Consider the following 25,924-nt stretch of genomic DNA (forward strand, 5'->3'; position numbering starts at 1 on the left):
AGTATTTCTCCTCATCGTTATCTAGGCAAAAAAAGTGCTGCAAAGTCAGTCCCATTGCTGAATCGAGACATTCATCCCGGCCCCGTATTGGGAAACCGAAATTCCGTTTGCCGTGCCGTTTTGGGTTATGTCGGCACGGTTTCCTGTTCCGTATTGCTGGATATAGGCGCGGTTGTATTCCCCGACCTGCTCCACAATGGCGGTGTTGTACAAACCGTTCTGATCAATTTTGACGCTATTGCCCATGCCGTATTGCGCAACGACAGCCAGGTTTTCCCAGCCGAGCTGTGAGATGTCGGCCTGCTGTTGTGAACCGTACTGGATGACATCAGCCTGATTGGCGTAGCCGTTTTGCAATAGGCGGGCGTTATGACTGTTACCTTGCTGTTCAACAGCCCCATGATTGGTGCCAGACTGCTGGATATGGGCAACCAGATCGGCGCCCCGCTGTGAAATGTCGGCTTCGTTACCGAGAGGGATTTCGCTGAACAGGGACAGATCGCCGGCAGCGGACTGCATACTGAGCAGTAGCAGCATGCATGCTGATAAAAGGCGTTTGACTTGCCTTGTTCCCATGTTGCCATCCCTGAGCGCCATGTCGGTTTCGTGATGCCATCCCGGCATCGTGTTTCTTGCTGGTGGAGTCTTGCGTGTTTCAGAGTGGGGCGAAATTCGCCATGGGTGCTGAATTTCTGTGCACGATTTAACACTTCGGTGCTATACAGCCGTGCCGAAGAATCGCATTAGTTCTGCTGCGAAACAGGGCAGCAGGGGTCAAGCGCTGCGTTGCAAGGGCAATGGGAGAGTGGGGGGCGTTAGCCTCCCGGTGTAGGAAATTGACCCACCATGGATTTGCCGCCACAACACGGAGGTGATGCCGGATGGAGAAGGTGACTTGCCGCAGCGGGAATTGCTGTTCAAACTACCGTTTGAATCTGTCATCAGAAGGGGAGCCGTGTGCTCGATTTGCTCAGGCAGCGCTTGCCTGGTTACCAACGCACTGAATTGCCGCTGGCACTCCCGGAGGCAGCAGTACTCATGCCGCTGGTTGATGCCCCTGATCCTCGGGTGATTCTGACAGTGCGTTCCAGCAGTATGCCGACCCACGCCGGTGAAGTGGCGTTTCCAGGAGGCAAGCGGGATCCGGGCGACAAAAATTTGCTCATGACGGCGCTGAGAGAGAGCCACGAAGAGGTAGGCCTGGAGTCCCGATATGTGGATGTACTGGGGCAATTGTCACCTGTGGCATCCCGCTATGGCATGAAAGTCACGCCGTTTGTCGGCATCGTTCATCCCGAAGCACCGTTGCAGGCAGAGCCGGGTGAAATTGAGCAAATCTTCCAGGTGCCGCTGCGCTTTTTTCTGGAGGAGACCCCGGAATTGTCCAGCCCGATAGACTTTTTCGGGCGTCGGTTCAGGATTCCCAGCTATTACTATGAGGACAAGCGAATCTGGGGGCTCACGGCCTTCATGATCCTGGAATTGATCAATCACGTTTACGATGCGGGTATCCAGTTTGATGTCACTGGACTGCCGGTCGGTAAGGACAGCACATGATATATAAAATAGGCAGCCGTCAGCTGGAGATGCGTGGCGAGGGCCACTGGATTGCCGACAACGCTACTGTAATCGGCTCGGTCATCATGGAAGCCAATACCAGCATCTGGTTTAACGCGGTGCTGCGTGCCGATAATGATGTCATTGAAATCGGTGAGAACACCAACATTCAGGATGGCTCGGTGCTGCACGTTGATCCCGGTGTTCCCATGAAGATCGGTCGGGATGTGACGGTCGGCCACAAGGTCATGCTGCACGGCTGTACCATTGGGGACAATAGCCTTATCGGTATCAATGCGGTGGTGCTCAACAAGGCGGTTATCGGTAAAAACTGTATTGTCGGTGCCAATTCCCTGGTCCCGGAAGGCATGAAAATTCCCGATAACTCTCTGGTGATGGGCTCACCTGCGAAAGTGGTCAAGGAAATTACTGATGGCCACAAGGCCATGCTGACCATGAGCAGCATGCACTATGTCGCTCATGCCAAGGAATTTCGGGAACACCTTGAAGTGGATGAACGCTTCTCCCATGACTGATCGGCAGCTTGTTTCCCCCTGTGTGTCCATTTGCGCCCTGGACGAAGACGATATCTGTGTCGGGTGTTATCGCACGGGGGGAGAAATTTCTATCTGGGGCTTGCTGTCTGATGAGGAAAAACGAGAGGTATTCCGCCGGATCGAATTACGGATGAATGGCGACGCCGCGCCCTGTGTGGTGCGCAAGAAAAAGGATGGCCAATGACCACGCAGCTTGCGCAGGAGCAGGGCACTAAACCGGTTGTCGGGCTGGCGTTGGGGAGCGGCTCTGCCCGTGGCTGGGCCCACATCGGCATCATACAGGCTCTGGAAGAGATCGGTGTCGAACCCCAGGTTGTTGCGGGTACGTCGATAGGCGCCCTGGTGGGGGGGGCTTATGTCACCGGTTCACTCGATGCGTTTGCTGACTGGGTGGAAACGCTCACGGTCAAAGATGTGTTCGGGCTGCTGGATATCAGTTTTTCCGGTGGCATGGTGAAGGGCGAGAAGCTGTTTGGTTTTTTCCGGGAGCACCATGCCAACCCGGATATCGAGACCCTGGACAAGAAATTGGTCACGGTGGCCACAGATATGCAAAGCGGTCGGGAAGTCTGGATTACTGAAGGCAAGATGCTGGATGCCGCCCGGGCTTCCTGTGCGTTACCGGGGCTGTTTTCACCGGTGAAACGTCAAGGCCGCTGGATGCTCGATGGAGGGCTGGTTAACCCGGTACCGGTTTCTGCCGCTCGCGCCATGGGTGCGGATGTGGTGATCGCGGTGAATCTGAATGCCCAGCTGGTGGGTGCTCACATGGCGCGTGATTCCCGAGCCCAGGCTGATCAGGCCGGAGGAAGTGATGAAGAGCGTAGCATCTGGAACAAGATGATGGATTACTTCTCCTCCAGTGATGGAGAAGATCCCGGGTTCTTTGATGTGGTGGCCTCCAGCATCAATATCATGCAGGACCGCATTACCCGTTCGCGTATGGCGGGCGATCCACCAGAGGTCACCTTGGTGCCGATGCTGGAAGATTTTGCCCTCATGGATTTCCACCGGGCGAAGGAAGCGATCGAGGAAGGGCGGGCGTTGGTGAAACGTTACGAAGCCGACATTCTGGCCTGGGTCGGGTCGCCCCTGGCGGATCGGGTCTAGTATCGCGCCGAATTCGCCAGAGCGGAATACAGCCGTAACGGCCTGCTGATGCACTTCTGCCGTCTTGCCACTTGCCCATTCGGGCGTTGTGGCAAGACGGTTTCTGACGGTTAGTCTTCCAGTCCGAGTATAAAGTCGGCGCCTTTCTCAGCGATCATCACTGTGGGCGCGTTGGTGTTGCCCCCCACCAGTGTTGGCATGATCGACGCATCAATGACCCGCAATCCTTCCAGGCCGTGAACGCGTAAGCGGTCATCGACTACCGACATATCATCCTTGCCCATCTTGCAGGTTCCCACCGGGTGGTAGATGTTGTCGCATTTGCGGCGCAGGAAGGCTCGTAATTCGTCATCGCTTTGCACATCTTTGCCCGGGAAAATTTCCTCGCCACGCCAGTCATCCAGAGCGGATTGCTGCATGATGTTTCGCATGGTCTTGAGCCCTCGCAGCATTCCTTCCATGTCATCAGGATGTTCCAGGAAGCGCGGATCGATCAGTGCGGGAGAGCGCGGGTTGGCATCACGCAGGGTGATGTTGCCCCGGCTTTTGGGGCGCAGAATGCAGACGTGACCCGAGTAACCGTAGCCCATGCTGAAGGCCAGGTTGAGGCCGTGGTTATCCAGGCGCGCGGCCGTCAGGTGCAGCTGCAAATCGGGAATGGACTCTTGGGGGCGGGATTTGATGAAGCCACCGGCTTCGGCCACGTTAGAGGTCAGCTGCCCCGTACGACGATAAAAGAAGTCGAAGATTCCCTTCAGCCCGGTGGCCAGCAAGGCACCGGGGGCCAGGCTCAGGGTGTCTTTCTTCTTGCTCTTGTTGACCACGAGCACATCCGGGTGATCCTGCAGGTTTTCGCCCACGCCGGGCAGATCATGCACCAGCGGGATATTGTGTTCTGCCAATTCGGCCGCCGGGCCAACACCCGACAGTTTCAGCACCTGTGGAGAATTGATCGCACCACCGGAGAGAATGACTTCATTGGCCGCTTTCAGGGTCCGAATCTGGCCATTGTGTTCCACTTCCACGCCGATGGCCCGTTTACCTTCAAACAGGATTCGGTTGGCCAGGCAGCTGGTCAGCACGGTCAGGTTGGGGCGATCCATGGCAGGGTGAAGGTAAGCGCGTGCAACACCGCAACGTTCGCCGTCTTTCTGGTTCACCTTGTAGAGCCCGACCCCTTCCTGCACATCGTTATTGAAGTCGTCGGTTTCCGGATAGCCGGCTTCAACCCCGGCACGGACAAAGGCGTTGCTGACGGGGTGGTTGAAGCGAAGGTTGGCGATGTTCAGCTTGCCGCCGGTGCCGTGGAAGGCATTTTCCCCGTCTTCGTAATGCTCTGAGCGCTTGAAAACCGGTAGCACATCGTCATAGCTCCAGCCACGGTTGCCCAGCTCCGCCCAGTGGTCGTAGTCCCATTTGTGGCCGCGGGTGTAGCACATGGCATTCACCGCCGAGGAACCGCCCAAGGTCTTGCCGCGGGGGATATAGATCTGGCGGTTGTTGAGTGCTTTCTGTGGCACAGTGTAGTAGCGCCAGTTGCGAGCGTTGGAGCGCATCATCAGGATGATGCCGGCGGGAATACGAATGAAAAGGCTATTGTCTGCAGGACCTGCTTCCAGCAGGCAGACCCGGTTCTGCGGGTTCTCGGAAAGGCGGTTGGCAAGGACGCAGCCGGCGGAGCCAGCGCCGACAATGATGTAATCAAATTCCATGAAGTTTGCCTTCAACAGGTAGATCAAGCACGAAAAGCAAAGAAAGTGGCGACGAACAGGGCGTGCCTTTGCTCTATATATAGTGTGTATTCTAGGAAATTAAGCCATGAAAACGAGGTCTGTGACTGACTCGCTGGTCCAATGTATACCTGCGCTGCTGCTAATGTCTCCTCTTTCCGGGTTTCTTGGGGCTGCGCCTGCACTGGCAGCGGCAACAGAATCGTTGCCTGAAGGCTGGCAGGAAGTCTCCTTTTCCGGGCAGACCCGGTATCGTCAAACCGGAGAGTGCTGGCAGGCGACGTCGTCGAATGCCGCATCTGGGCTGGTGTTCGAATCACAAGTAGATTTGACGCAAACCCCCTTACTGGCCTGGGCGTGGCGTGCAGAAATCCAGCCCGATTGGCCGTCAGGCTCGGAGCGCCAAAAAGAGGGCGATGATTTTCTGGCACGGGTTTACGTCATCCACAAGGGCTGGCTGCCCTGGCAAAGCCGGGCGATCAACTATGTCTGGTCCCGTGAGGCGTTGGTGGGTGAGCACTGGGCCAATCCGTTTGCGGGTCAGGCGCACATGGTGGTAGTGCAGGGGCCAACCGGGCTGGGGGAATGGCAACATTTTCGTCGGGATATCCGGGCGGATTTCCTCCGCTATCACGGTCTTGAGGTGGAGCGGGTCGATGCCATCGCGATCATGACAGACACCGACAACACCGCCAGCGATGCGCAAGCCTGCTATCAATTGCCTGTATTCAGGGAGGCGCCCTGACAGTTGCGGTCGGTCACCGCCTCTGTATATTATTTGAGCTGTCTGTGATTAGCCTGTCATGGCAGGTTAATCACAGACCCCGGCAAAGGTGCATAGCGGTGTTGAACCGACCGCCAACACGATCCCTCCCTCCCAGATTCCGTCTGCTGGCCTCCCTGTCTTCTTTGCCCCGCTGTCGCCGAATCGTCATCGTTCCTGATATAGCGTTTACCTGCACATGCGACAGAGAGGTTGCCCATGAGTGAACGTATTCTGCGTCTGGACAAGGCTGGCACTCCCGTAGAGTGGCTGGATTGGCAGATGGCGGCCACTTTGTACGCCCGTGGCCTGGTTACCTGGACGCTGGGAGATGTGATCTATCGACTGCGTGGGGGATTGAGCCGGGATACCGGGCAGCGTTCATCGTTATCACTGCATTCCATTATTGCCTGTGATGGGGAGGCGTTCTGTTACCGGCGCAGTGCGCCACCGTTAACCAATCGGGCGCTGTTTCGGCGTGATCAGCATCTTTGTATGTACTGCGGCAAACCCTTTGCGGAAAACGCCCTGACCCGTGACCACATTGTACCCACCTCACGGGGTGGCAGAGATCGCTGGTCCAATGTGGTGTCGGCGTGCCGGCGCTGCAATCAGCGAAAGGGGAATCGCCAATTGGAAGAAATCGATATGGATTTGCTGGCATTGCCCTATGTACCGAATATGGCGGAATACCTGGCCTTGATAAACAGTCACCGGATTCGGGGTGACCAAATGGCCTTTCTGCGTAACCAGTTTGGTAAAGATAGCCGTCACTTGTAAAACTCAATGTAAAAAAGTGTGCCTAAATCGCTGTTTTCAGAAGGTTTTAAAATAAAGAGTCTCTTTGTTCACTGCCTGTTGATGTATAACTGTCTATAGTGAATCAGGCTCACAAGGACAGGGTGACATTTGTTTGCACGCGTTTTATTTCCGGTGGCCCTGCTACTCGCATGGTGTTTGCCAGCACATGCCGACAAAGCGGCGGCATTTTATTACGGGCCCAATATCCCGTGGTCCGAGCTCTCCCTCTATGACTACCCGGTAGTCGAGCCTGATCAGGCTGATCGCGTTCCTGAATTCGTTGCCGATCAACGTTTCTATGCGTACGTCAGTCTTGGCGAGGTCTTGCCCCAACGCTCCTACTTCTCGTTGATCAAGCCGCAATGGCGACTCGGCAAGAATCGCAATTGGGGGTCCTGGGTGCTGGACCAGTCGCAAGCCGAACTCCGGGATATCTTTGTTGAGAAAGTCTTTGCCCCACTTTGGGAGGCCGGCTACCGTGGATTTTTTCTGGACACCCTGGATAGTTATCAGCTTGGCGTGACTGACGAAGAAGGCCGGCAGCAACAACGGGAGGGGCTTGCCGCGCTGATCAATGCGGTGTCTCAGCGGTATCCCGATGCACGTTTTATCTTTAATCGCGGCTTTGAACTGATGCCGATGGTTCGTGCCCAGGTCGACGCGATCGCAGCAGAGTCCCTCTATCAGCGGTGGTTGCCCGAAAAGGAGAGTTATCAGGTTGTTCCCGACCCGGACCGGGAATGGTTGTTGCAGCAATTTTCTCAGCTTCGCCAGCGATTTGAAGTGGACGGTATTGCCATTGATTACGCCCCGCCAGCGGAGCGCGAACAGGCACGTCAGTTGGCCAGGAAAATTGCAGATCATGGGTTGATCCCGTGGGTCACCAATCCGGCCATCGACGGGTTTGGGCTGGGGGTCCGCGAAGTGCTGCCGCGGGATGTGTTATTGATCCACGGTGGCAGCGAGGAGCGTTTGTGGGAGCATGCAGATGCAATTCGCTACGGACTGATGCCCTTGCAGTTTCAGGGCTTGATCCCTGATATCAGGGAAATAGACGATACCATGCCGGCGGGGGAGCTGCGTGGCCGCTATGCCGGCATTGTGGTGTGGCTGGAGAAGGATGGCATTTCCTCCCCGGATTTTGAAAGCTGGCTGGTTCGCCAGCGTGAGTCTGGTGTTCCCATTGTGATGCTGGGTTACCCTGCTGTTGACCCTCTGGGCCCCAATGGCCAGATCTTCGGTTTTCAGGCAAGGACCACCCCTCAGGTGTTGCCCTCTATTGTCAGGCAGCACGAAAGCATGGGGTTCGAAGCCCCCCTGCCGCGCTTTCTGCCGGTAGGAGAGCCGCTTTACAATGCCCAGGCGACAACCCCCTGGCTGGAGATCGCTTCAGGTTCCCAACGTTACATGCCGGTGGCGATCACCGAGTGGGGCGGCTATGCCATGCAGCCCTACTTGATCCGTGCCGCCCTGCCCACGATCAAGGCAGAGGGCCTGGATCGCTGGATGCTCAATCCTCTGACTTTTCTTCATGATGCATTGCGCTTGCCCGCCATGCCGATCCCTGATGTGACCACAGAAAACGGGCGGCGACTGGGCTTTGCCCACATGGATGGTGATGGCTTCCCCAGTCTGGCAGAAGTGCGTGATTATCAGGGGCAGGCAGACGCTCGTGTATTACTCGAAGAGGTGCTGAAAAAATTCACACTGCCGACCACGATCTCGGTGATTGAAGGGGAGATCGCCAGCGATGGACTGTACCCGAATCAGGCCGCCGAGCTGCAACAGATTGCCCGTGAAATGTTCAGGCTGGACCATGTCGAGGCTGCCACGCATACCTACTCCCATCCGTTTTTCTGGTATGACGCGCAGAACAATCCAGGCGATCTGTTTGGCCCTGAAGGGCAACTTCGTCTTGCTATCCCGGATTACAAAATGGACCCCGTGCGTGAGGTTGCCGGCTCAGCAGACTATATCGAGAAAAACCTGCTTCCTCCCGGCAAGAAAACCCGCATGGTGCTATGGAGTGGTGACACTGTACCCACTCCTGAAGCGCTGACGGCTGCTCGTGAGCATGGGCTGCTGAACATGAACGGCAGCGATACCACTATCACTCGCAGCGCGCCGACCTGGACCCTGATCAAGGGTATCGGTTTGCCCAAGGGGGAGGAGTATCAAGTCTATGCTCCCAACCAGAACGAAAACATTTATACCCGCGAATGGACCGGACCGTTTTACGGCTTTGAACGGGTGATCGAAACCTTTGAGATGACGGAAAGCCCTTATCGGTTCAAACCGGTCGATATCTATTACCACACCTACATCGCCAGTAAGAATGCATCGCTGAAGTCGCTTGTTACCGTGTATCAATGGGCGCAAGACCAGCCCCTTTTTCCCCTGTTCGCCTCGGAATACGTGCGTAAGGTTCTGGATTTCAACCAGATGGCCATCGCACGCGAAGCAGACCGCTGGCTCGTGAGAGGCGGCGGTGAATTACGGACACTGCGTTTGCCTGAGTCGCTGGACTTACCGGATATGGGTAACAGTGAGGGGTTAGCCGGTTACCGTGTCGACAAGCCCGGCCGATATCTGCATATGCAGGGGGCGACGGCCAGCTGGAAGGCCGGTAACCACAAGCGCCCCTACCTTCAGCAGGCGAATGCCCGCCTCACAGATTTTACGCAAACCCGGTCGGGGCTGGCTTTTTCGCTAAAAGGCTATGCCGGCCTGGAGTTTTCAATCGGCAATGCCGAAGGCTGCACAATGCGGCAGGCGGGCAAGCGCCTTGCTCCGGTTCGCCGGGAAGGATCTGTTTACCACTACCGGAGTGCGAAGCATGAGCTCACTGAGCTACGGCTACAATGTTCGCAGTGAACGCCTCCGGGTAATGGGGTTACATGAATTACTGGCGTTCCTGCTGCTGATTGCTGTGGTGTGCTGGATGATTTTTCCACGGGATCTGTCATCCACGTTACGCAATGCGCGCCTGGATGCCGTGACGTTCAGTTATATGCAGGCCTGGCTCAAAGCCAAGCCCAATGATGATGAATTGCGCCTGCTCATGGCCCGTGAACTGATTATGTTAGGGCGCTTTCAGGAAGCAGAAAATCAGCTGGTGCTGATTGCCGGCCATGGCCACTTTCATGATGGCGATGTGGGCTGGTTGAGGTTGTTAAAGGATTTCCACCGCTTAATGGCTCTGCCCCCCAGAGACCGTGTCGGTACCATGCTGGAATATGAAACGGTAGAACGCCTCAACGCAGTGGACTGGGGAGCCCTGACCCGGCCGCAGCGTGAGGAATATGCGGACATGGCTCTCGCCCTGAATCAGTCCGAGATGGCAGCAATGGCCTACAGCCGTATTGCCGTGCAATCCGATACCCCAGCGCAATGGCATGAGCAGGCTGCGGCGGTGCACCTGGCGCATGGCAATTATCAAGCGGCTGCCACATCCTATCTTCGGGCCATGGACGCACGCGGTGATTACGACGTGCGCAAAGCGTATTTTCTGTCGGCACTGGACGTTCTGGTGGCCGGCAGTCTTCATGCGCAGGCACTGGCGTTGGCCGAGCGCCGGGAGCGAAGCTTTATTGCCGATAAAGAGGTGGTGTACCGGTTAATGCTGCTTGCCCAGGCCGGTGGAGACATGGCCCGGGCCCAGCGATATGCCGTGATACTGCTCAATCTCCCCGGCGTTGAGGCGAGCCGATGAAGCGGCTGATTGCTGCCGGAGTCCTGCTGGCGGGGGTGGCTCATGCCCAGCCACCCGAGCCTTATGTCGAGCAGTATTACGATCGTAGTTATCAGGTGTTCGTTGGTGCCGGCAATCTGGTCCGTGCCAGGCAAGTTATTACCCGTGCCCTGTATTGGCATCCGGATGATGTGCGGTGGCTTGAGCGCTTGGCGCAGGTTGCTCGCTGGCAAGGGGATATGAGTACGTCCCTGAGAGCCTGGCAGCGAGTCGCCAACCTGTCTGATTCCCCGCAAGCATGGGAGGCGGTACTGGAGCTGGCCCCTGCGACCTACAACAATGAATTGATCATGGAGGCGCGTAAGAAATCCCTGCAGGAACACCCCTATGATGCTGTTCTGATTGAGGATATCGCCCGCCAATATGAATTGCTTGGTAAACCGGCAGAGGGCGTGCAATTTTTGCAGCAGTGGAATCGGCGTTATCCCAGCCGTGCCGCACTCAGGGAAATGCAGTTGCTCGCGCTGAATATGGGGGATGATGTCCAGGCGGCCCGTTTTGGTCGCGAGTATATGGAGCGGTTCGGGCCTGAACCGACTCTGGCACTGGATACCGCGAGGCTGCTGTGGCTTCAAGGCGAAAGGGGGGGAGCCCTCTCCGGCCTTCAAGGCGATGCGCAGCGAATGGACTACCACCCGGAAGTTACCCGCTATCTGGCAGTGATGTCAGCGGAACAGGGTGAGTGGGATCTGGCCATCGCCAGCTACAACACCCTGGTTGAGAATGATGATGACACCATCCCTGATCTCTACATGTTCATCAATCTTCTGCGTTATTTCGACCGAGACCAGATGACGGCATTGCTGGATCGTGCCTGGGGAAAACTGGACGATCCCAACATGGCGGTGGCGGTACTCTACGCGCTGCAAGATCGGGGCGACTATCAGGGTATTGAGGCTTTTCTTGGTCGACTCAGTGCCGAGCAGCGGAAAACGCTTGAGCAAGATCCTGCGTTCCTGCGTTTTGTGGCCGGTCTGGAGCTGCGGAATCAGCAGCACCAGGCCGCGAAAAATACTTTGCGTCGTGCGTTATATCTCGCTCCTGGAGACCGGGACTCAAGAATCAACTGGTTGTGGCTGAATGTGGCCACCGCAGATGAAGATGCACTGCGTCGAAGTGTTCAACGCTGGCAGAATGAGGCGGTTGCAGACAGCCGCTATTGGGCGGCCTTCTCGGCCGCCTATCTGGAGCTTGGTGATCCGGAGACTGCACTTCGTTATCAGCGCGCGATGCTCAAGCAGCAGCCGGATGACTGGTTGGCACAATGGAATTTCGCCCAGACGTTGATGACGGCCGGCAGGCATGATCAGGCGTGGCCAATCCTGCGATCCCTGTGGCGTGACTTGCCGTCGAGTATCGATCCCGCCCGGAACACCGAATACCGCTTCATGCTGTTGACGCTGAGTCAGACCTTCGAGAGCGGTGATGCGTCACTGGCAAGGGCACAAGCCATGACAGAGCCTGACCTTGATATTGCTGCGGCCACCCGTGCGGAATGGCTGGCACAGTGGTCGCTGTATCAAGATAGCCGTGAATTGGCGCAAAGCTGGTATCTCCTCAAGTGGCGAGCGGAGGGAGAGCTGCAGGCCGGATCGGCTTTGGCCTATGCGGCTTTACAGGACGATCAGGACCAGGTGGCCAGCGTTCGTGAGCAGTACTGGCATCGGTTGACCTTGTCGGAACAGCTGGACACCCAGGTCAGGCTGGATGAGGAAAGGCAAGCGGCGGCCACCCTGATGAAAATCCAGCAGGGGGCACCAGAGTTGGCCGGGCAAGTCATGCTCCAGGAGAGTTTGCTCCTGCCTTCTGCCCGTTCATCGGGGCTGGGGCTTGAGCGTCGTCGATTGGGGGCACTGGAGGTACTCGATTTGCAGTTTACCCAGTTCCAGCCGGTCAGTGACCACAGCGAACTGGTGTTCCAGTACGATCGACGTGAGTTCACCAGCAATGATGAAACGCTGCTTGTTGTCGATGATCAGGAGCACCGGGCAGGACTCTACTGGAACCATAAGCGCGGCCGGTATCGGCAGTCGTTTTTCGTTGGACAGCGTGATTTGCTGGATCACCATGAGACCATGGCCGAATTGGAAATGGGTGGTGCCTGGCACAGCGACTGGTCTGTCACCCTGGGTTACCAATGGCAGATGCCGGCGGATGAATCGTCCTTATTGTTGCTGGGGGGCGCGCGCACCGGGCTGCGATACGGTTTGGCCTGGTCGCCCTCGTCGACCTGGCAAAACAGCGTGGACCTGTCGGACTACACCTACCATGACCTGGATGGCGAAACCCTCGGAAGTGGCACAATCGTGAATGTTCAAAGCACCTGGCGCCCCTGGTTGTCGCGGTTTTCCCCTGGCCTGAAAGGGCGCCATACCCGCGCTGCCTTTGACGAAGAGCGCGAGAGTATGGATGAGGTGCAAGCGCTTTTGCCGCCCGGACAATCTGCCGTCGCTATCCCGGAAGATTATCACGAGACAGAGCTGACCTTGCTGTTGGGCATGCCCGATGTCCATTTACGCCCGCACCGGCTGCAAGGATGGGCAGAGCTGGGCTACAGCCACAACAGTTTGTCTGGCAGTGGGTTTACCGGCCGCGCGGGGATTGAGGGACCATTCATCGGGCGCGATGGCTGGAAGTTGTATCTGGAACAGCAATTGAATACTGGCGGTAGCGGTGAAGACAGCTATCGAGCGGCATTTGAATACAGGATCTATTACTAGGAGAGTTGCCATGAGAGTACTGATAAGCGTGTTGCTGATCGCCGTGCTGGCGGGCTGCACCCACGTTCGCAGTAGCCAGGATGTGAGTGTGCCCGGGCAGGGAACCTGGCTGGTGTTGCCGCTGGTGAACCGTACCGCAACACCCCAGGCCGGGTTGCGAGCGGCAGCCATCGTCGAGTCTGTTCTCTACCGTCATGGTGTTCAGAGAGTCGAGGCCTACCCGGAAACCGATAATGATGGTGTACTGTTTGAAGCCTCCTCACCCGCCATCCGCAAAAAAATGGCACAGTGGATCACCACCCAGGATGCGACTTACGTTGTCAGTGGTGTGGTGCATGAATGGCGCTACAAAACGGGAGTCGATGGTGAACCGGCTGTGGGGGTAATGCTGGAAATACGTGAGTTGCCTTCCGGTGAAATCGTATACAGCGGTACCGGTTCTCGCGCAGGCTGGGCACGAGACTCCCTGAGTGAGACCGGGCAAAAGGTCATCGATAAATTACTGAAACCGGTAATCAACTAATGCTCGAACGGATCGGCAACGGAAAGCTGGCCGCAATCATGGCGCCCATGAAAGGGGCGACCTGGGCAGTGCTTGAAACCGTACTGCTCACGGCTGTGGCTGTGGGCATTGGGGTATGGTTACGCCCTGAAGACCCCCTCACCCTGATAGACACCTTCCGTTGGGTCCTGTTGGTGCCACTGTTGCTGGCGCTTCGATACGGCAGCCTGATTGGTGTGCTGGCGATGCTGTGCCTGATTGCCTGTTGGTTTATCCTGCGCTTTCTCGGTTATTACATTGGTCATGATTTTCCGGAAAGCACCATGCTCGGCGGGTTTATCATAACCCTGATTGCCGGGGAGTTTGCCGATCTCTGGCGGGTCCGATTGATGCGAGCGGACAGCGCGGCCAGCTATGCACTTGAGCGCCTTCAGAATCTGACCCAACGCTACGTATTGCTGCGTCTTTCCCATGACCGGCTTGAAGAAAATCTGCTGATCAAACCGTATACGGTGCGCGATGCACTCACCCGTTTACGGGATCTGATTCTTGACGAAAGCCAGGATGTTACCTTGCCTGCCGCCGATGACCTGTCGGGTTTGCTGGCAGAGTATTGCCAACTTCAACGTGCGGCGATTTATCCGGTTGTGCAAGGGGAAATACAGGACAAACCGGCGGCTACCCTCGGCGAGAACAAACCCCTTGAGCGCAACAATGCGTTGCTGGAGTATGCGCTGGACAACCAGCTGCTCGCCCATGTTCAGCAATCAGATCACGATGATAATTATCATGGGCTCTATCTGGTGGCCTCGCCAATCATTACCAGTGCTGGCCAGACCATTGGTGTGCTTGTCGTCGAGCGATTGCCCTTCCTCTCGATCAACTACGAAAACCTGCAATTGCTTTCCGTGCTGCTCAACTTTTATGCGGACGTGGTGCACAGCGGACCAGAAACCCAAACCATGCTTGCCCGCTGGCCGGGTCTGCCTTTCCGTATGGGCAGTGAGCTGGTGGCCCTCACGCGATTGCGTACCGACGTGCGAGTGGAAACGGCACTCACCTTGTTTGTGGCAGATGACAGTGAGCAAGCAGGGCTGATACTCGATGCCTTGGCGCGGGGGCTGCGTAGTCTCGATCTGGCCTGGTGGATCAACGACAACATACTCATGATCATGATGCCCATGACCGGAGAATCCGGGCTGGAAGGCTTTGTGCTGCGCACAGAAAGCTGGCTACAAGATGAATTTGCCTTTATGAGCTTGCGCCAGGCAGGAGTGCAGTTTTTCTACCGGCATCTGGATGGAAGAGATCCGGAACAGCAGGTATCGGAGTTACTGGGAGCCGCTGGTGTCTAGCCTGAAGCTGCTTATCTATGCAGTCAGTGCGGAGCTGGGCTCCCTGCTACTGCTGCTTAGCAAGGAAGCCTCTCTAGGTATCTTTTTGCTGTACCTGGTATCCCACGGTTTGGCATCGGCATTAATGACGGTGGTGGCGTGGAGTGTGCTCCCTGCACGCTTCAAGACCCCCAAAATCCTGTCCTGGGTTTTGATCTTCGGATTTGCTTTTTTCATTCCGGCAATCGGTTTGCTGACACTGTTGGGCGGGGTGGTTCTGGGTATCTGGCTTCCTGCGACCTTCCGGCAGCATCATTTCGGCGTCATCGAGAAGCCCTATTTCACCCCGGTACAGGCATCAGCAGGCAGTGGCTTTCGGCAAATCGATCTGAAAAGTCTGTTATCCGATAGTGAGTCACCTGATGCTTTGCGGGTGCAGGGGATGTTGGTATTGAAGGATATGCCAGCGAAGGTCACCGGCAAGGTACTGCGTGAGTCGCTCGGTGACAGATATGAAGATGTGAGACTGCTGTCCTACGGCATTCTGGATCAAAAGGAAAAGGTCATTACGCGGGATATCGAGCGTGCCATGCAGATGCTGGAGCGGGCCAAAGAGTCCCGTCGCTATCGGCTTGCCCGCCGACTATCTGAACTTTACTGGGAATTGAACTATCAGGATCTGGTGCGCGGTGACATTCGCGCTATTGCCCTGGAAAAAGCAGCCTTCTATGCCGATATGGCGCTGATGGAGGCGCCGCAGGACGCGGGCCTGTGGTTACTGCGCGGGCGGATTCAACTGGCAAGAAATGAATACGGTGATGCCCAGCAGTCGCTGGTCTTTTCGCGGCGTCTTGGATTGTCTGCGAATCAGGTCAATCCGTGGCTGGCTGAAATTGCCCTCGATCGGCGACAACTGATTCTGGTCCGCCGATTGATGTCAGAAATTTCCGATGACAGTCAGTTCACCAATCTTAATAAATCCGTTGAATTCTGGAGAAGTCATGGCATTGCCCACCGCTGACAAAGCCGATATTTGTCTGCTGCTGGAAGGGACTTTTCCCTATGTGAGTGGAGGAGTGTCCAGCTGGGTGAACCAGATCATTCGTGGTTTCCCGGAGTACACCTTTGCCTGCTGTTTTGTCGGTAGTCGTCCTGAAGACTACGGTGATATGAAGTACGAATTACCGGACAACGTAGTGCATCTGGAGGTGCACTATCTTCACAATTTCAAACGGGGCGTGGAAAAGCGGCCATCCAATGGCAATACCAAGGCTTACAAGGATGTCTGTACCTTCCACGAATTGATCAAGAGCGGTGCAGACAATCAGGAAAAAGCCCGACTTTTTGAGAAAATTGTTAATAACCTTGGTGATGGCAAGGTCTACTCTGAAGAGTCATTTCTACATAGCAGGGCAAGCTGGGACTATATCTCCCAGGCCTACCGCGACTATAGCCGGGATCCGTCCTTTGTGGATTATTTCTGGACCGTGCGAATCATGCATTCCCCTATCTGGGTACTGAATGAAATCGCTGACAATCTGATACCGGCAAAGATGTATCACACCATTTCTACCGGTTATGCCGGCTTTCTGGGAGCCATGTTGAAACGCCGAACCGGCAAGCCTCTGCTACTCTCGGAGCATGGTATCTATACCAAGGAACGCAAGATTGATCTGTTTCAGAGTGAGTGGATCAGTGACAACCGGGGCCTGGTAGAAAAAAACAATGCGGAGATGGCGTACTTTCGCGAGAAATGGGTGAATTTTTTCACCGAGCTGGGCCGCCAATGCTATATGGCCTCTGACCAGATTGTGGCTCTGTATGAGCGCAATCGGGAGCGTCAGGTCAGTGATGGTGCGCCGGAATCGCGAACCATGAACATTCCCAATGGCATCGATTTACCGCGAATGAAAAAGGTTCGTGCGGCCCGTGGGCCGGAGGTACCAAAGACCGCCTGTCTGCTTGGGCGGGTGGTTCCCATCAAGGATGTGAAAACCTTTTTGCGGGCTATGCGCACGTTAGTCAATGAAATTCCTGATGCAGAAGGATGGATCGCTGGCCCGGAAGATGAAGACAAGGACTACGCCAAAGAGTGCCATGGACTGGTCGCCAGTCTTGGCCTGGAAAAGAACGTGAAGTTTCTGGGCTTCCAGAAAATCGATGAGTTGCTGCCGAAGGTCGGCGTCATGGTGCTCAGTTCTATCAGTGAGGCTCTGCCGCTGGTGATTCTGGAGGGGTTTGCGGCGGGAGTGCCCACGGTTTCCACCGATGTGGGGTCTTGCCGGCAGCTGATTGAAGGGCTGGGACCGGAAGATGAAGCCTATGGCAAAGCCGGTGAGGTCGTTGGCATTGCTGACCCGGAAGCGCTTGGCAAGGCAGTTGCCCGGTTATTATCCGACGATGAGGAGTGGTATCGGGCACAGCAAGCCGGGATTCGCCGGGTGGAAGCGTTATATACCCAGGAGATGATGTTCGGTGCTTACCGTGAGATTTATCAGCAACTCATGGAAGGTAACGGTCTCTCCAAACAGACAGGGCAGCACTAATGGCGGGGATTGGCTTTGAGCTGCGTAAGCTGCTTCGCAAGGATACCTTGCTGGGGTTGATTCGGGCGTACGCCTACGCTGGTGTGATCAGCTCGGGCCCCTGGGTGTTGTCCATCATCGGTATCCTGATTATCGGGATATTCAGTCTCGGGGTAGTGGTGCCGGATCTGGCGGTGACGCGCTTTCAGGTGACAGTTACCTACCTGATCGCGGGAAGCCTGATTTTGACCGGGGTTGTCCAGCTCGCGTTTACCCGGTTCTGTGCGGACCGTTCCTTTGAACACCGGGAGGATATGATTCTGCCCAATTTCGGCGGGGTCACAGTGCTGGTAACGCTGATTTCCGGCTGCCTTTCGCTGCTGATTGGATTGTTTCTTTTTCCCGGGCAGAGCATCTTGTATCGGGTGCTACTGGTGGCCAGTTTTGTGGTGTTGTCGAATATCTGGATTGCCACGGTTTTTTTGTCCGGCATGAAGCAATACAAGGCGATCCTGTGGCTGTATGCCCTCGGCTATACGGTGACTGTGGCTGCTGCCTTGCTGCTCAGGTTTATGGATCTGGAAGGCCTGCTGCTGGGGTTTCTGCTTGGGCAGGTCACGCTGCTGGGCGGTATGCTGGTGCTGATCATCCGAGGCTATCCCGCATTAACGATTGTCTCGTTTGAGATGTTCTCCGGCAAATACCTGTATCCCTCGCTGATGCTGGTCGGTTTTTTCTACAATGCCGGTGTGTGGGCAGACAAGGCCATGTTCTGGTTTTACTCCGGCACCGGCAGCGATGTGATTGGCCCCCTGCGGGCATCACTTATTTACGATATCCCGGTTTTCCTGTCTTACCTGTCGTTGATCCCCGGCATGGCGGTTTTTCTGGTGCGTATGGAAACCGACTTTGTGGAGCATTACAGCAACTTCTACGATGCAGTGCGTGACGGTGGCTCCTTGTCTTACATTGAAGAACAGCGAAATCAGATGGTGTTCGTGATTCGCCAGGGGATTTTCCAGATTCTCAAGATTCAGGCCATTGCTGCGCTGTTATTGATGGTCACCGGCGCACAGATCTTTGCTGCCCTTGGCATTTCCGAACTGTATCTACCCTTGCTCAAGGTGCAGTTGATCGCCACTGCCCTGCAGGTGGTATTCCTGGCGATTATCAATGTGTTCTGTTACCTGGATCAGCGACGCATGCTGGTGTTGCTCACCGGGTTATTCCTGGTTCTCAATATTCTCTTTACCGGTATCAGCCTGTATTTGGGGCCCCAGTTTTTCGGGTTTGGCTTTTTGCTGGCGCTGGCGGTATGCGTGCTGTTGGGGTTGTGGCTGGTGAATCGCAAGATGGGCGAGTTGGAGTACATTACTTTCATGCTGCATTAAGCGGCAAGGGGGCCCCGCCGCTACCGGCTTGGGTAGCGCCGCAGGCTCGGCGCGGTGGGGGGGCTGGCGGAACCAACGGGGTGATTGTTGACACGTCGGCTGTGGAATCACCGCTACGTCGTTGCCGCGTTCTCTCTTCGAAACCTGGCTTTTCAGCATTCAAGGCAAAAAAAACGGCGCCCAAAGGGCGCCGATAATAGTTTGGCTCGGGAGAGCTATCACGGAGCAGAACTCCGCCATCGATGGATGGGACCTCATCGACGGGAACATTATGTGGACACTTGTTCGCACGCGCATTCGCTTTGCAGCCGTTCCGCTTGGGTCTGATGGTCAATATTTGCACTTGCGTTCCGTTTTGGTGCGTTTATCAAGCTCTCGCGTCTCGTTATGCGGTTTTGTCCGTCTCAAAGGAATAACAAGGGCCCGCGTCACCACACTTTTTTGTGGCAGGCCTATGCTATGTTTGACGCACTTATCGACCAGAGGGAAAGGATTCATGTCGTCACCGCTTGCCAACGTTTGCCGGCTCCTCCTGTTGGGCCTGGTAATCAGTCTCGTCGCCTGTGATAACAATGCCGGAAGCGATCAGAATCGTCCCGAGGCCAATCCCGGTACACCGCAAGTGGACGCCCCACAGAGCCAGACTGCGGCCTCTGTTGATGATCGCTGGCAGGCCCATCTGGCGGCTGTGCCTTCCGGCCTGATCAGTGCCCGCAGTGCCATCGTCGTCCGTTTCAGCCATCCGGTTTTCGGCCAGCAACAAGTCGGCAAGCCCGTCTCTGGCGTCGCCCGGCTGGCGTCACAGAAACCGGTGACCGTGGTGGCGACGAGCCCGGATACCTTGTCCGTGCAGCCGCAAGAGCCCTTTGCCAGTGGCGAATCGGTGACCTTGCTGCTATTCGCCCAGGGGCTCGAGGGGGTCGATGACAAGCTGCCCGTGGCCGAATTGCCGCTGCAGGTGATGCGCCAGCAGATGACCCTGACGGTGCAATCCCTGCTGCCAGCAGAACAGGGCGATACCATGGTGCTCAGCGGCAGCCTGGAAACCCGTGATGTGGCCGAGGCCGCCACGGTGGAGGCAGTGTTGCGTGCCCGCCTTGAGGGCGGCTCACCGGTGATTCGCTGGCAGCATGATGCCGCGGGGCTACGCCATGATTTCACCGTCAGTGAGGTGGTTCGGGGCGATAGCGAAGGCCGCCTGACGCTCAGCTGGGACGGCGAGCCCCTGGGACTGAACAACAGCGGCGAGCGCCATTATGGGGTGCCGGCCATCGCCACTTTCGCCGTCACCAATGTGCGGGCAGTGAATTATCCGCAGCCCCATGTGGAAGTGAATTTCTCCGAGCCGCTGCAGGGAACCCAGAATCTGATGGGGCTGGTCACCCTGGATGGTGACCTCAAGCCGCGCACGGAAGTGGATGGCAGCCGGCTGCGGGTCTACCCGAAAGACGACAGCAACGAGGCGGTGAAACTGGTGGTCGAGGCGGGAGTCCGTTCTGCCAAGCAGGCCCGGCTCGGCAAGAAACTGGAAAAGACCCTGACCCTGATGATGACCCGCCCCGGCGTTCGCTTTGTCGGCAAGGGCACCATTCTGCCCAATGGCAAGGTTCTCAGCGTGCCGTTCGAAGCCGCGGGTGTTAACAGCGTCAAGGTACAGGCGTTCCGCGTATTCGATGACAACATTGGCCAGTACCTGCAGGGCAGCGAGCTGGACGAAGGGCACATGGATACTCGTGCTGGTCGTTATCTGTGGCAGAAATCCATCCCGCTGCCGGCGGCAGATGAGGGCTGGCAGCGTTACCAACTCGATCTCACCGAGCTGATGGCCAGCCATCCCAACGGTTTGCTGCATTTAACCCTCACCATTGATGGCGACGACATTCGCTACAGCTGCCCGGAAGGAGCCCTGAGCCGAAAAACCACCCTGCCGGACAACTACGAAGGCCCCGGCCAGGATCACGATCAGGTGGATGTCAGCCGTTACTACCGCGATGCCGGTTACCTGAGCTGGTATGAACAGGACAATCCCTGCTCCGACAGCTACTACCGCTACAACGATCTGGCCAGCAGTACCCGGGCGTTTCTGGCGTCCAACCTGGGGCTGATCGCCAAGCAGGGGCAGGGCGATGACCTCCATGTGGTGGCGACGTCGCTGGATGCCAATGCCCCGGCGGAAGACGTGGTGGTCAAGGTCTATAACTATCAACAGCAGCAGATCGGCATGGGCCTGACAGACGCTGAAGGCATGGTCGCCATCAAGGTTGAAGGCACGCCGTTCTACCTGAAAGCCGTCAAGGATCGCGACACCGGTTTTCTGAAACTGGCCCGCAACCGGGCGTTACCCACCAATCAGTTCAACACGGGCGGCGAGCGCGTGCACGATGGCCTGAAAGGGTTCTTCTACGGCGAGCGGGATGTATGGCGCCCCGGGGACGACATTCACCTGACCTTTGTGTTGCAGGACCCCGAAGACCGTATCCCGGATGATCACCCCCTGACCCTGGACTGGTTCGATCCGCGCGGCAACAAGGTCAACAGCTACACCCTGGAGTCTCCGCTCAACGGTTTTTATGCCTTCACCCTCAGCACCCAGGAGTCCGCTCCGACCGGCAACTGGCGGGCTGTCGCCCGGTTGGGCCAGCGTTATTTCGATACCCCGTTGCGGGTCGAGGCCATCAAACCCAATCGTCTGAAGATCGAGCTGGACCTGCCGGAAAAAGTGCCCGCCAACGAGGCCACGCCAGTGACCCTGTTCAGTCAGTGGCTCAATGGTGCCACTGCGGCCAACCTGAAGGCCGATGTGAAGGTTCGCGTGACGCCGAAAGCCACCCGTTTTGCCGGGCTGGATGCCTACCAGTTTGATGATCGCACCCGGGCATTGGGCAGTGAGCCATTCACGGCCTTCGAGGCCAGCGTAGATGCCCGGGGCAAAGCCACTTTCCCGTTGACCGTGCCGGTGGATCTGCCCCCCGGTATGTTGCGGGCCACCCTGACCACCCGGGTGTTTGAAAACAGCGGCGATTACAGCACCCAAATTCGTAGCGTGCCGGTGTACCCCTATGCGCAATGGGCGGGGCTGCGTATCCCGCAGGGCAGCGGCTGGGGTAACTCGCTGGCCCGCGACAAGCAGCACGGTATCGACCTGATCAGCGTGGACAGCGATGGCAAACCCCTCGCCGGCCGGCCCCTGCAGATCACCGTGTACGAAATTGACTGGCGCTGGTGGTGGGACCGTTCCGGCGAGAACCTCACGCACTTTATCAGTGACCCGCACACCAAGGTGGTGTCCGAGGCGCAGCTGACGACCGACGCCGACGGCCGTGCCCAGTGGACCCTGAACGGTGAAGATTACGAGTGGGGGCGTCACCTGATTCGGGTGTGCGATACCGCCAGTGAGCATTGCGCCTCGCAGACGGTGTACCTGGGATGGAGCTGGGACCGCGCCAGCGACAATCAGGATGCGGCTACCCGGCTCAGCCTGGGCGCCGACAAGGACCGCTACCAGACCGGCGACACCGCCCGCATTGAATTGCCCGCAGTGGCCAATGGACGACTGCTGGTGACGCTGGAAACCGGCTCCCGGGTGATCGACCAGTATTGGCTGGCCGCCAGTGGCGATGCCCAGACCCTGGACATCCCGATTACTGGCGAGATGGCGCCCAATGTCTATGTGCATGTGGCGTTGCTGCAGCCACACCAGCGAGACAATGACCGCCCAATTCGGCTGTACGGCATCGTGCCGCTGCTGGTGGACGATCCGGCCACCCGCCTGGAACCGCAGATCAACGCACCGGACAAGGTCAAACCGGAGCAAACCTTCCGTATCGAAGTCAGCGAAACACAGGGCAAGGCCATGACCTACACCCTGGCGCTGGTGGATGAAGGCCTGCTCGGACTCACCAACTTCCAGACCCCGGATCCCCACAAGGCGTTTTACCAGCGCGAGGCGCTGGGTGTGCTGACCTGGGATTTGTTCGACATGGTGGTAGGTGCCTATGGGGCCGAGCTGGATCAGCTGCTCGCCCTCGGGGGCTCCGATGGCAGCGACGATGGCCGCGACAAACAGCGTCGCCGTTTCCCGCCGGTGGTGTCGTTCCTGGGGCCGTTCTCGCTGGAAGCCGGTGAGACCGCCCAGCACGAGATCACCCTGCCGCCCTATATGGGGCAGGTGCGGGTGATGGTGGTGGCCGGTGACAACGGCGCCTACGGCAAGGCGGACAAGGACATTACCGTGACCCAGCCGCTGACCCTGCTCACCAGCCTGCCGCGGGTGCTGGGCCCGGGTGAGAGTGTGGATCTGCCGGTAACCGTGTTTGTGACTGATGACAGCCTTAACAAGGTCACGCTGAGCGTGGGGGCTGATGAGCGCCTGTTCTCGCTGGACAAGGCCAGCACCGAACTCACCTTTACCGGGCCGTCGGATCAAATTGCCATGCTGCGGGTCACGGCCAGGAAGCAGACAGGGATTGGCGAGATTACCGTCACGGCAAAAGGGGGCAAGCACGAGGCCCGCGAAATCGTGAACCTGCCGGTACGCGCTGCCAATCCGCCGACCACACGCGATACCTTCAAGGTCCTTGAGAAAGGCCAGACCTGGGCGCTGGAAACCGCCCCTCACGGGCTGCCCGGCACCAACAGCGCCTCGCTGGCCGTGAGCAGCCTGCCGGCCATGGGGCTGGAGCGGCGTCTGGATTACCTGCTGCGCTATCCCCACGGTTGCATCGAGCAGACGACCTCGGCGGCGTTGCCGCAATTGTATCTGCCGCAACTGATGTCGCTGGATGACAGCCAGCAGCAGGATATCGAAAACAACATCCGCGCCGCCGTCGAGCGCTTGCAGACCTTCCAGATGCACGGCGGTGGGTTCAGCTACTGGCCGGGCCTGGCCAATGCCGATGACTGGGGCACCACCTACGCCGGGCACTTCCTGCTGGAAGCGCGCCGTCTCGGGTATGCGGTGCCGGCAGAGATGCTCGATAACTGGCAGCGTTACCAGATTCGGCGCAGCCAGCAGTTGGGGGACCGTCCCTGGGAATGGAGTGCGGAAGCCTATCGTCAGTACACCCTGGCCCTGTCCGGTAGTCCCCAGGTTGGTGTCATGAACCGCCTGCGTGAACGACTGCAGATGGCCGAGCAGGACTATCGCCGCAGCAGCAGTTATCACACCGGGCGCTGGTTGCTGGCGGCGGCTTATCAGCAGATGGGCCTGACTGATGTGGCGGCCGAGCTGACCACCCTGAAAGCCACCGGGCTGGACAACGATGGTGCCCGCTACAGCTATGGTTCGCTGCTGCGTGACGATGCCATTCGCCTGACGGTCAGCCAGGCCCAGGGCGATGCCCAGCATGCCTGGACACTGGCGCGCAATATTGCCGATCAACTGGCGGGTGACGACTGGCTGAGTACCCAGAGCACCGCGTGGGCGCTGATGGCCATGGCCCGTTATGCCGGCGCCCAGGGGGAGGCGAAGGGCTACCAGTATGCCGTCAAGGAAGGCAAGCAGGGCTGGCAGGAAGTGGCCGCCACCTCGCCGGTAACGCGCCAGACATTGCAGGCCGGGGGCGAGGGGCTGACCGTGCGTAACGACAGTGATCGCAAACTGTTTGTCACCCTCAGCCAACGCGGCACGCCAGAGCCCGGTAACGAGCAGGCGGTGAGTGAAGGGTTGCGACTGGCCGTGCAGTTCAGCGCCAATGGTCAATCGGTGAATCCGTCCAGCCTGACCCAGGGCCAGGATTTCACCGCCCGGATTACCGTGACCAACATCACCCAGCGCACCCTCGACAACGTGGCCCTGACCCAGATCCTGCCGTCAGGCTGGCAGATCACCAGCAGTCGTCTGGATGGCAGTGCCAGCGAAGGGGGGAATCAGGAAAAGGTGACCTATCAGGATGTTCGCGACGACCGCGTCATGCATTACTTCGATTTGGCGCCGGGCAGCAAGAATGCACTGTCTCTGTCAGTGAACCTCAATGCTACCTTCGCCGGGCGTTTCTACCTGCCGGCCTGGACAGCGGAAGCCATGTACGACGGCCGCTATCAGGCGAGAAGCAAAGGGCAGTGGGTCGAGGTGAAGCGCTGACCCGGGCCGCTAACATGGCTCCCTGCCAAGGCAAGGGAGCCATGCGCGGGCTCAGGCGGCCTGATCCTTTTGGTAGCCTTCCACATCGCCGATCAGCTGATCCATCTCGGCCAGGTATTCGCGGTTGTCATGGTCCCAGGGGTGGAAGCCCGGCTTGAACCAGTCCAGCCAGGGAAGGATCACCCGGCGCAGGCCGCCAGGTGACAGCCACTGGAACCGGAAGGATTGCCACCAGCCCTTGAGGTTGAACAGCTGGCCAACTTTCCAGGTATTGATCAGGTAGAACGGATAAAACAGGGCAAAGAAAATGGTGGTGGCCAGCACCAGTGCGCTGGAGCGTAACAGCCAGGCCTTCAGGCCACGGCCAAACACCGTCTCGAACACATCAAACGCGACCGCCTTGTGTTCGGTTTCTTCCAGCGCATGCCAGTGCCAAAGCTTCTGGTAAGCCGGGTCTGAGCCGTCGATCAGGTCTGGCTCGCGCAACAGTACATCAGCAAGAATGGCGGTGAGATGCTCCAGGGCCACGGTCGCTGCCAGTTGCATGGAATCCGGCAGATAACGGCTCACCGCATCCAGCAACTTGGTGACGATCAGCTCCTGAGTGTCCACCGGTAATCCGGCTTCCACCATCTTCTGGTTGTAGTCTTCATGCTCGCGCCCGTGCATGGCTTCCTGGCCAATAAAATGACGCACGGCTTCCTGCAATTCCGGGTCGTCGATCCGGTCACGGTATTTGCGAACGCTATTGATAAAGAACCGCTCTCCCTCAGGGAAAAACAGCGACAGTGTATTGAAGAACTGGGTGACCGTGGGGCCCCAGTTGTGCCAGTTGAGCACCTGCTCGTCGGGCACATGGAACTTGAGGTTCCGGCGAACCGGCATGATGTGCATTTTCATTGTTATCTCACTCCCTTGCCGCTTTCTTCGTGGTCCTCTTCCACTTAGCGCTCGATTTGGCAGAATTACAAGGTCACTGTGACAGTCGGATACGCAAAAGAAACACTAGGGAGCCTCTGAATAACGCCTTGCGTGCTCAGTCTTTCAGGCTGGTTCGCAATCTAGGCGCGATTTTGAAGTTGTATGTCCATCCATCGAAAA

The 25,924-nt window shown here is 57.5% G+C and carries 18 protein-coding genes; 15 read left to right on the forward strand and 3 right to left on the reverse strand.

Features of this window, described 5'->3' with window-relative positions:
• Positions 1–45 precede the first annotated feature (45 nt).
• Positions 46–576 carry a hypothetical protein gene (locus Q672_RS0117150; RefSeq protein ID WP_158586932.1) on the reverse strand — a complete coding sequence of 177 codons (531 nt, stop codon included), beginning with the start codon at positions 574–576 and terminating at the stop codon, positions 46–48.
• Between the two features lie 381 nt (positions 577–957).
• Between Q672_RS0117150 and Q672_RS25080 the strand changes: the two genes are divergently transcribed.
• Genes Q672_RS25080 through rssA form a run of 4 tightly spaced genes read left to right on the forward strand, consistent with a single transcriptional unit; the run spans position 958 to position 3,224 of the window.
• The gene (locus tag Q672_RS25080; RefSeq protein WP_022985219.1) at positions 958–1,557 is read left to right on the forward strand and encodes a CoA pyrophosphatase; all 600 of its coding nucleotides are present in this window, start codon (positions 958–960) and stop codon (positions 1,555–1,557) included.
• On the forward strand, positions 1,554–2,093 hold the full coding sequence (locus tag Q672_RS25085; protein WP_022985220.1) for a gamma carbonic anhydrase family protein: 540 nt from the start codon (positions 1,554–1,556) through the stop codon (positions 2,091–2,093). The genes Q672_RS25080 and Q672_RS25085 overlap by 4 nt, the downstream gene beginning before the upstream one ends.
• Positions 2,086–2,298 (forward strand): DUF1289 domain-containing protein, encoded by a 213-nt coding sequence (locus Q672_RS25090; RefSeq protein WP_022985221.1) that lies wholly within the window; start codon positions 2,086–2,088, stop codon positions 2,296–2,298. Before Q672_RS25085 ends, Q672_RS25090 begins: the two co-directional genes overlap by 8 nt.
• Positions 2,295–3,224 carry a patatin-like phospholipase RssA gene (gene rssA, locus Q672_RS25095; RefSeq protein WP_022985222.1) on the forward strand — a complete coding sequence of 310 codons (930 nt, stop codon included), beginning with the start codon at positions 2,295–2,297 and terminating at the stop codon, positions 3,222–3,224. Before Q672_RS25090 ends, rssA begins: the two co-directional genes overlap by 4 nt.
• 110 nt (positions 3,225–3,334) lie before the next feature.
• Here the strand turns inward: rssA and Q672_RS25100 are convergent, their stop codons facing one another.
• Positions 3,335–4,936, reverse strand: coding sequence for a GMC family oxidoreductase (locus Q672_RS25100; RefSeq protein ID WP_022985223.1), 1,602 nt, complete (start codon positions 4,934–4,936; stop codon positions 3,335–3,337).
• A 106-nt stretch (positions 4,937–5,042) separates the two neighbouring features.
• Between Q672_RS25100 and Q672_RS0117160 the strand changes: the two genes are divergently transcribed.
• From Q672_RS0117160 to Q672_RS25150, 11 genes are all read left to right on the forward strand, one after another.
• Complete coding sequence (locus Q672_RS0117160; protein WP_031226387.1) at positions 5,043–5,699, forward strand: DUF3047 domain-containing protein; 657 nt, start codon at positions 5,043–5,045, stop codon at positions 5,697–5,699.
• A gap of 237 nt (positions 5,700–5,936) precedes the next feature.
• Positions 5,937–6,497 (forward strand): HNH endonuclease, encoded by a 561-nt coding sequence (locus Q672_RS25105; protein WP_022985225.1) that lies wholly within the window; start codon positions 5,937–5,939, stop codon positions 6,495–6,497.
• A 129-nt stretch (positions 6,498–6,626) separates the two neighbouring features.
• A complete protein-coding gene (locus Q672_RS25110) occupies positions 6,627–9,392 on the forward strand; it encodes a bifunctional glycoside hydrolase 114/ polysaccharide deacetylase family protein (RefSeq protein WP_022985226.1) in 2,766 nt (921 codons plus the stop codon).
• On the forward strand, positions 9,355–10,230 hold the full coding sequence (locus Q672_RS25115; protein ID WP_022985227.1) for a hypothetical protein: 876 nt from the start codon (positions 9,355–9,357) through the stop codon (positions 10,228–10,230). Before Q672_RS25110 ends, Q672_RS25115 begins: the two co-directional genes overlap by 38 nt.
• The gene (locus tag Q672_RS25120) at positions 10,227–12,989 is read left to right on the forward strand and encodes a tetratricopeptide repeat protein (RefSeq protein ID WP_022985228.1); all 2,763 of its coding nucleotides are present in this window, start codon (positions 10,227–10,229) and stop codon (positions 12,987–12,989) included. Before Q672_RS25115 ends, Q672_RS25120 begins: the two co-directional genes overlap by 4 nt.
• Positions 12,990–12,999: 10 nt before the next feature.
• Positions 13,000–13,512, forward strand: a complete 513-nt coding sequence (locus Q672_RS25125; protein ID WP_022985229.1) for a hypothetical protein — start codon at positions 13,000–13,002, stop codon at positions 13,510–13,512.
• A complete protein-coding gene (locus Q672_RS25130) occupies positions 13,512–14,846 on the forward strand; it encodes a PelD GGDEF domain-containing protein (protein ID WP_022985230.1) in 1,335 nt (444 codons plus the stop codon). Before Q672_RS25125 ends, Q672_RS25130 begins: the two co-directional genes overlap by 1 nt.
• A complete protein-coding gene (locus Q672_RS25135; RefSeq protein WP_031226390.1) occupies positions 14,839–15,846 on the forward strand; it encodes a hypothetical protein in 1,008 nt (335 codons plus the stop codon). Before Q672_RS25130 ends, Q672_RS25135 begins: the two co-directional genes overlap by 8 nt.
• Positions 15,827–17,371: a GT4 family glycosyltransferase PelF gene (gene pelF / locus Q672_RS25140; protein WP_022985232.1), complete on the forward strand. Its 1,545-nt coding sequence runs from the start codon at positions 15,827–15,829 to the stop codon at positions 17,369–17,371. Before Q672_RS25135 ends, pelF begins: the two co-directional genes overlap by 20 nt.
• Positions 17,371–18,741, forward strand: a complete 1,371-nt coding sequence (gene pelG / locus Q672_RS25145; RefSeq protein WP_022985233.1) for an exopolysaccharide Pel transporter PelG — start codon at positions 17,371–17,373, stop codon at positions 18,739–18,741. Before pelF ends, pelG begins: the two co-directional genes overlap by 1 nt.
• A 496-nt stretch (positions 18,742–19,237) precedes the next feature.
• Complete coding sequence (locus Q672_RS25150; RefSeq protein WP_022985234.1) at positions 19,238–24,823, forward strand: alpha-2-macroglobulin family protein; 5,586 nt, start codon at positions 19,238–19,240, stop codon at positions 24,821–24,823.
• A 51-nt stretch (positions 24,824–24,874) separates the two neighbouring features.
• On the opposite strand, the gene Q672_RS25155 is transcribed toward Q672_RS25150, so the two are convergent.
• Complete coding sequence (locus tag Q672_RS25155; protein ID WP_022985235.1) at positions 24,875–25,723, reverse strand: metal-dependent hydrolase; 849 nt, start codon at positions 25,721–25,723, stop codon at positions 24,875–24,877.
• Positions 25,724–25,924 lie beyond the last annotated feature (201 nt).

The organism is Alcanivorax sp. P2S70, assembly GCF_000475295.1.
In the GTDB taxonomy this organism is placed as follows: Bacteria; Pseudomonadota; Gammaproteobacteria; order Pseudomonadales; family Alcanivoracaceae; genus Alcanivorax; species Alcanivorax profundi.

Bases quoted from the DNA above. Each gene is read 5' to 3' on its own strand.
- Q672_RS0117150 (WP_158586932.1), bottom strand. From the start codon at position 576: ATGGGAACAAGGCAAGTCAAACGCCTTTTATCAGCATGCATGCTGCTA.
- Q672_RS25100 (WP_022985223.1), bottom strand. From the start codon at position 4,936: ATGGAATTTGATTACATCATTGTCGGCGCTGGCTCCGCCGGCTGCGTC.
- Q672_RS25155 (WP_022985235.1), bottom strand. From the start codon at position 25,723: ATGAAAATGCACATCATGCCGGTTCGCCGGAACCTCAAGTTCCATGTG.
- pelF (WP_022985232.1), top strand. From the start codon at position 15,827: ATGGCATTGCCCACCGCTGACAAAGCCGATATTTGTCTGCTGCTGGAA.
- rssA (WP_022985222.1), top strand. From the start codon at position 2,295: ATGACCACGCAGCTTGCGCAGGAGCAGGGCACTAAACCGGTTGTCGGG.
- Q672_RS25120 (WP_022985228.1), top strand. From the start codon at position 10,227: ATGAAGCGGCTGATTGCTGCCGGAGTCCTGCTGGCGGGGGTGGCTCAT.
- Q672_RS25130 (WP_022985230.1), top strand. From the start codon at position 13,512: ATGCTCGAACGGATCGGCAACGGAAAGCTGGCCGCAATCATGGCGCCC.
- Q672_RS25150 (WP_022985234.1), top strand. From the start codon at position 19,238: ATGTCGTCACCGCTTGCCAACGTTTGCCGGCTCCTCCTGTTGGGCCTG.
- Q672_RS25125 (WP_022985229.1), top strand. From the start codon at position 13,000: ATGAGAGTACTGATAAGCGTGTTGCTGATCGCCGTGCTGGCGGGCTGC.
- Q672_RS0117160 (WP_031226387.1), top strand. From the start codon at position 5,043: ATGAAAACGAGGTCTGTGACTGACTCGCTGGTCCAATGTATACCTGCG.
- pelG (WP_022985233.1), top strand. From the start codon at position 17,371: ATGGCGGGGATTGGCTTTGAGCTGCGTAAGCTGCTTCGCAAGGATACC.
- Q672_RS25090 (WP_022985221.1), top strand. From the start codon at position 2,086: ATGACTGATCGGCAGCTTGTTTCCCCCTGTGTGTCCATTTGCGCCCTG.
- Q672_RS25105 (WP_022985225.1), top strand. From the start codon at position 5,937: ATGAGTGAACGTATTCTGCGTCTGGACAAGGCTGGCACTCCCGTAGAG.
- Q672_RS25085 (WP_022985220.1), top strand. From the start codon at position 1,554: ATGATATATAAAATAGGCAGCCGTCAGCTGGAGATGCGTGGCGAGGGC.
- Q672_RS25115 (WP_022985227.1), top strand. From the start codon at position 9,355: ATGAGCTCACTGAGCTACGGCTACAATGTTCGCAGTGAACGCCTCCGG.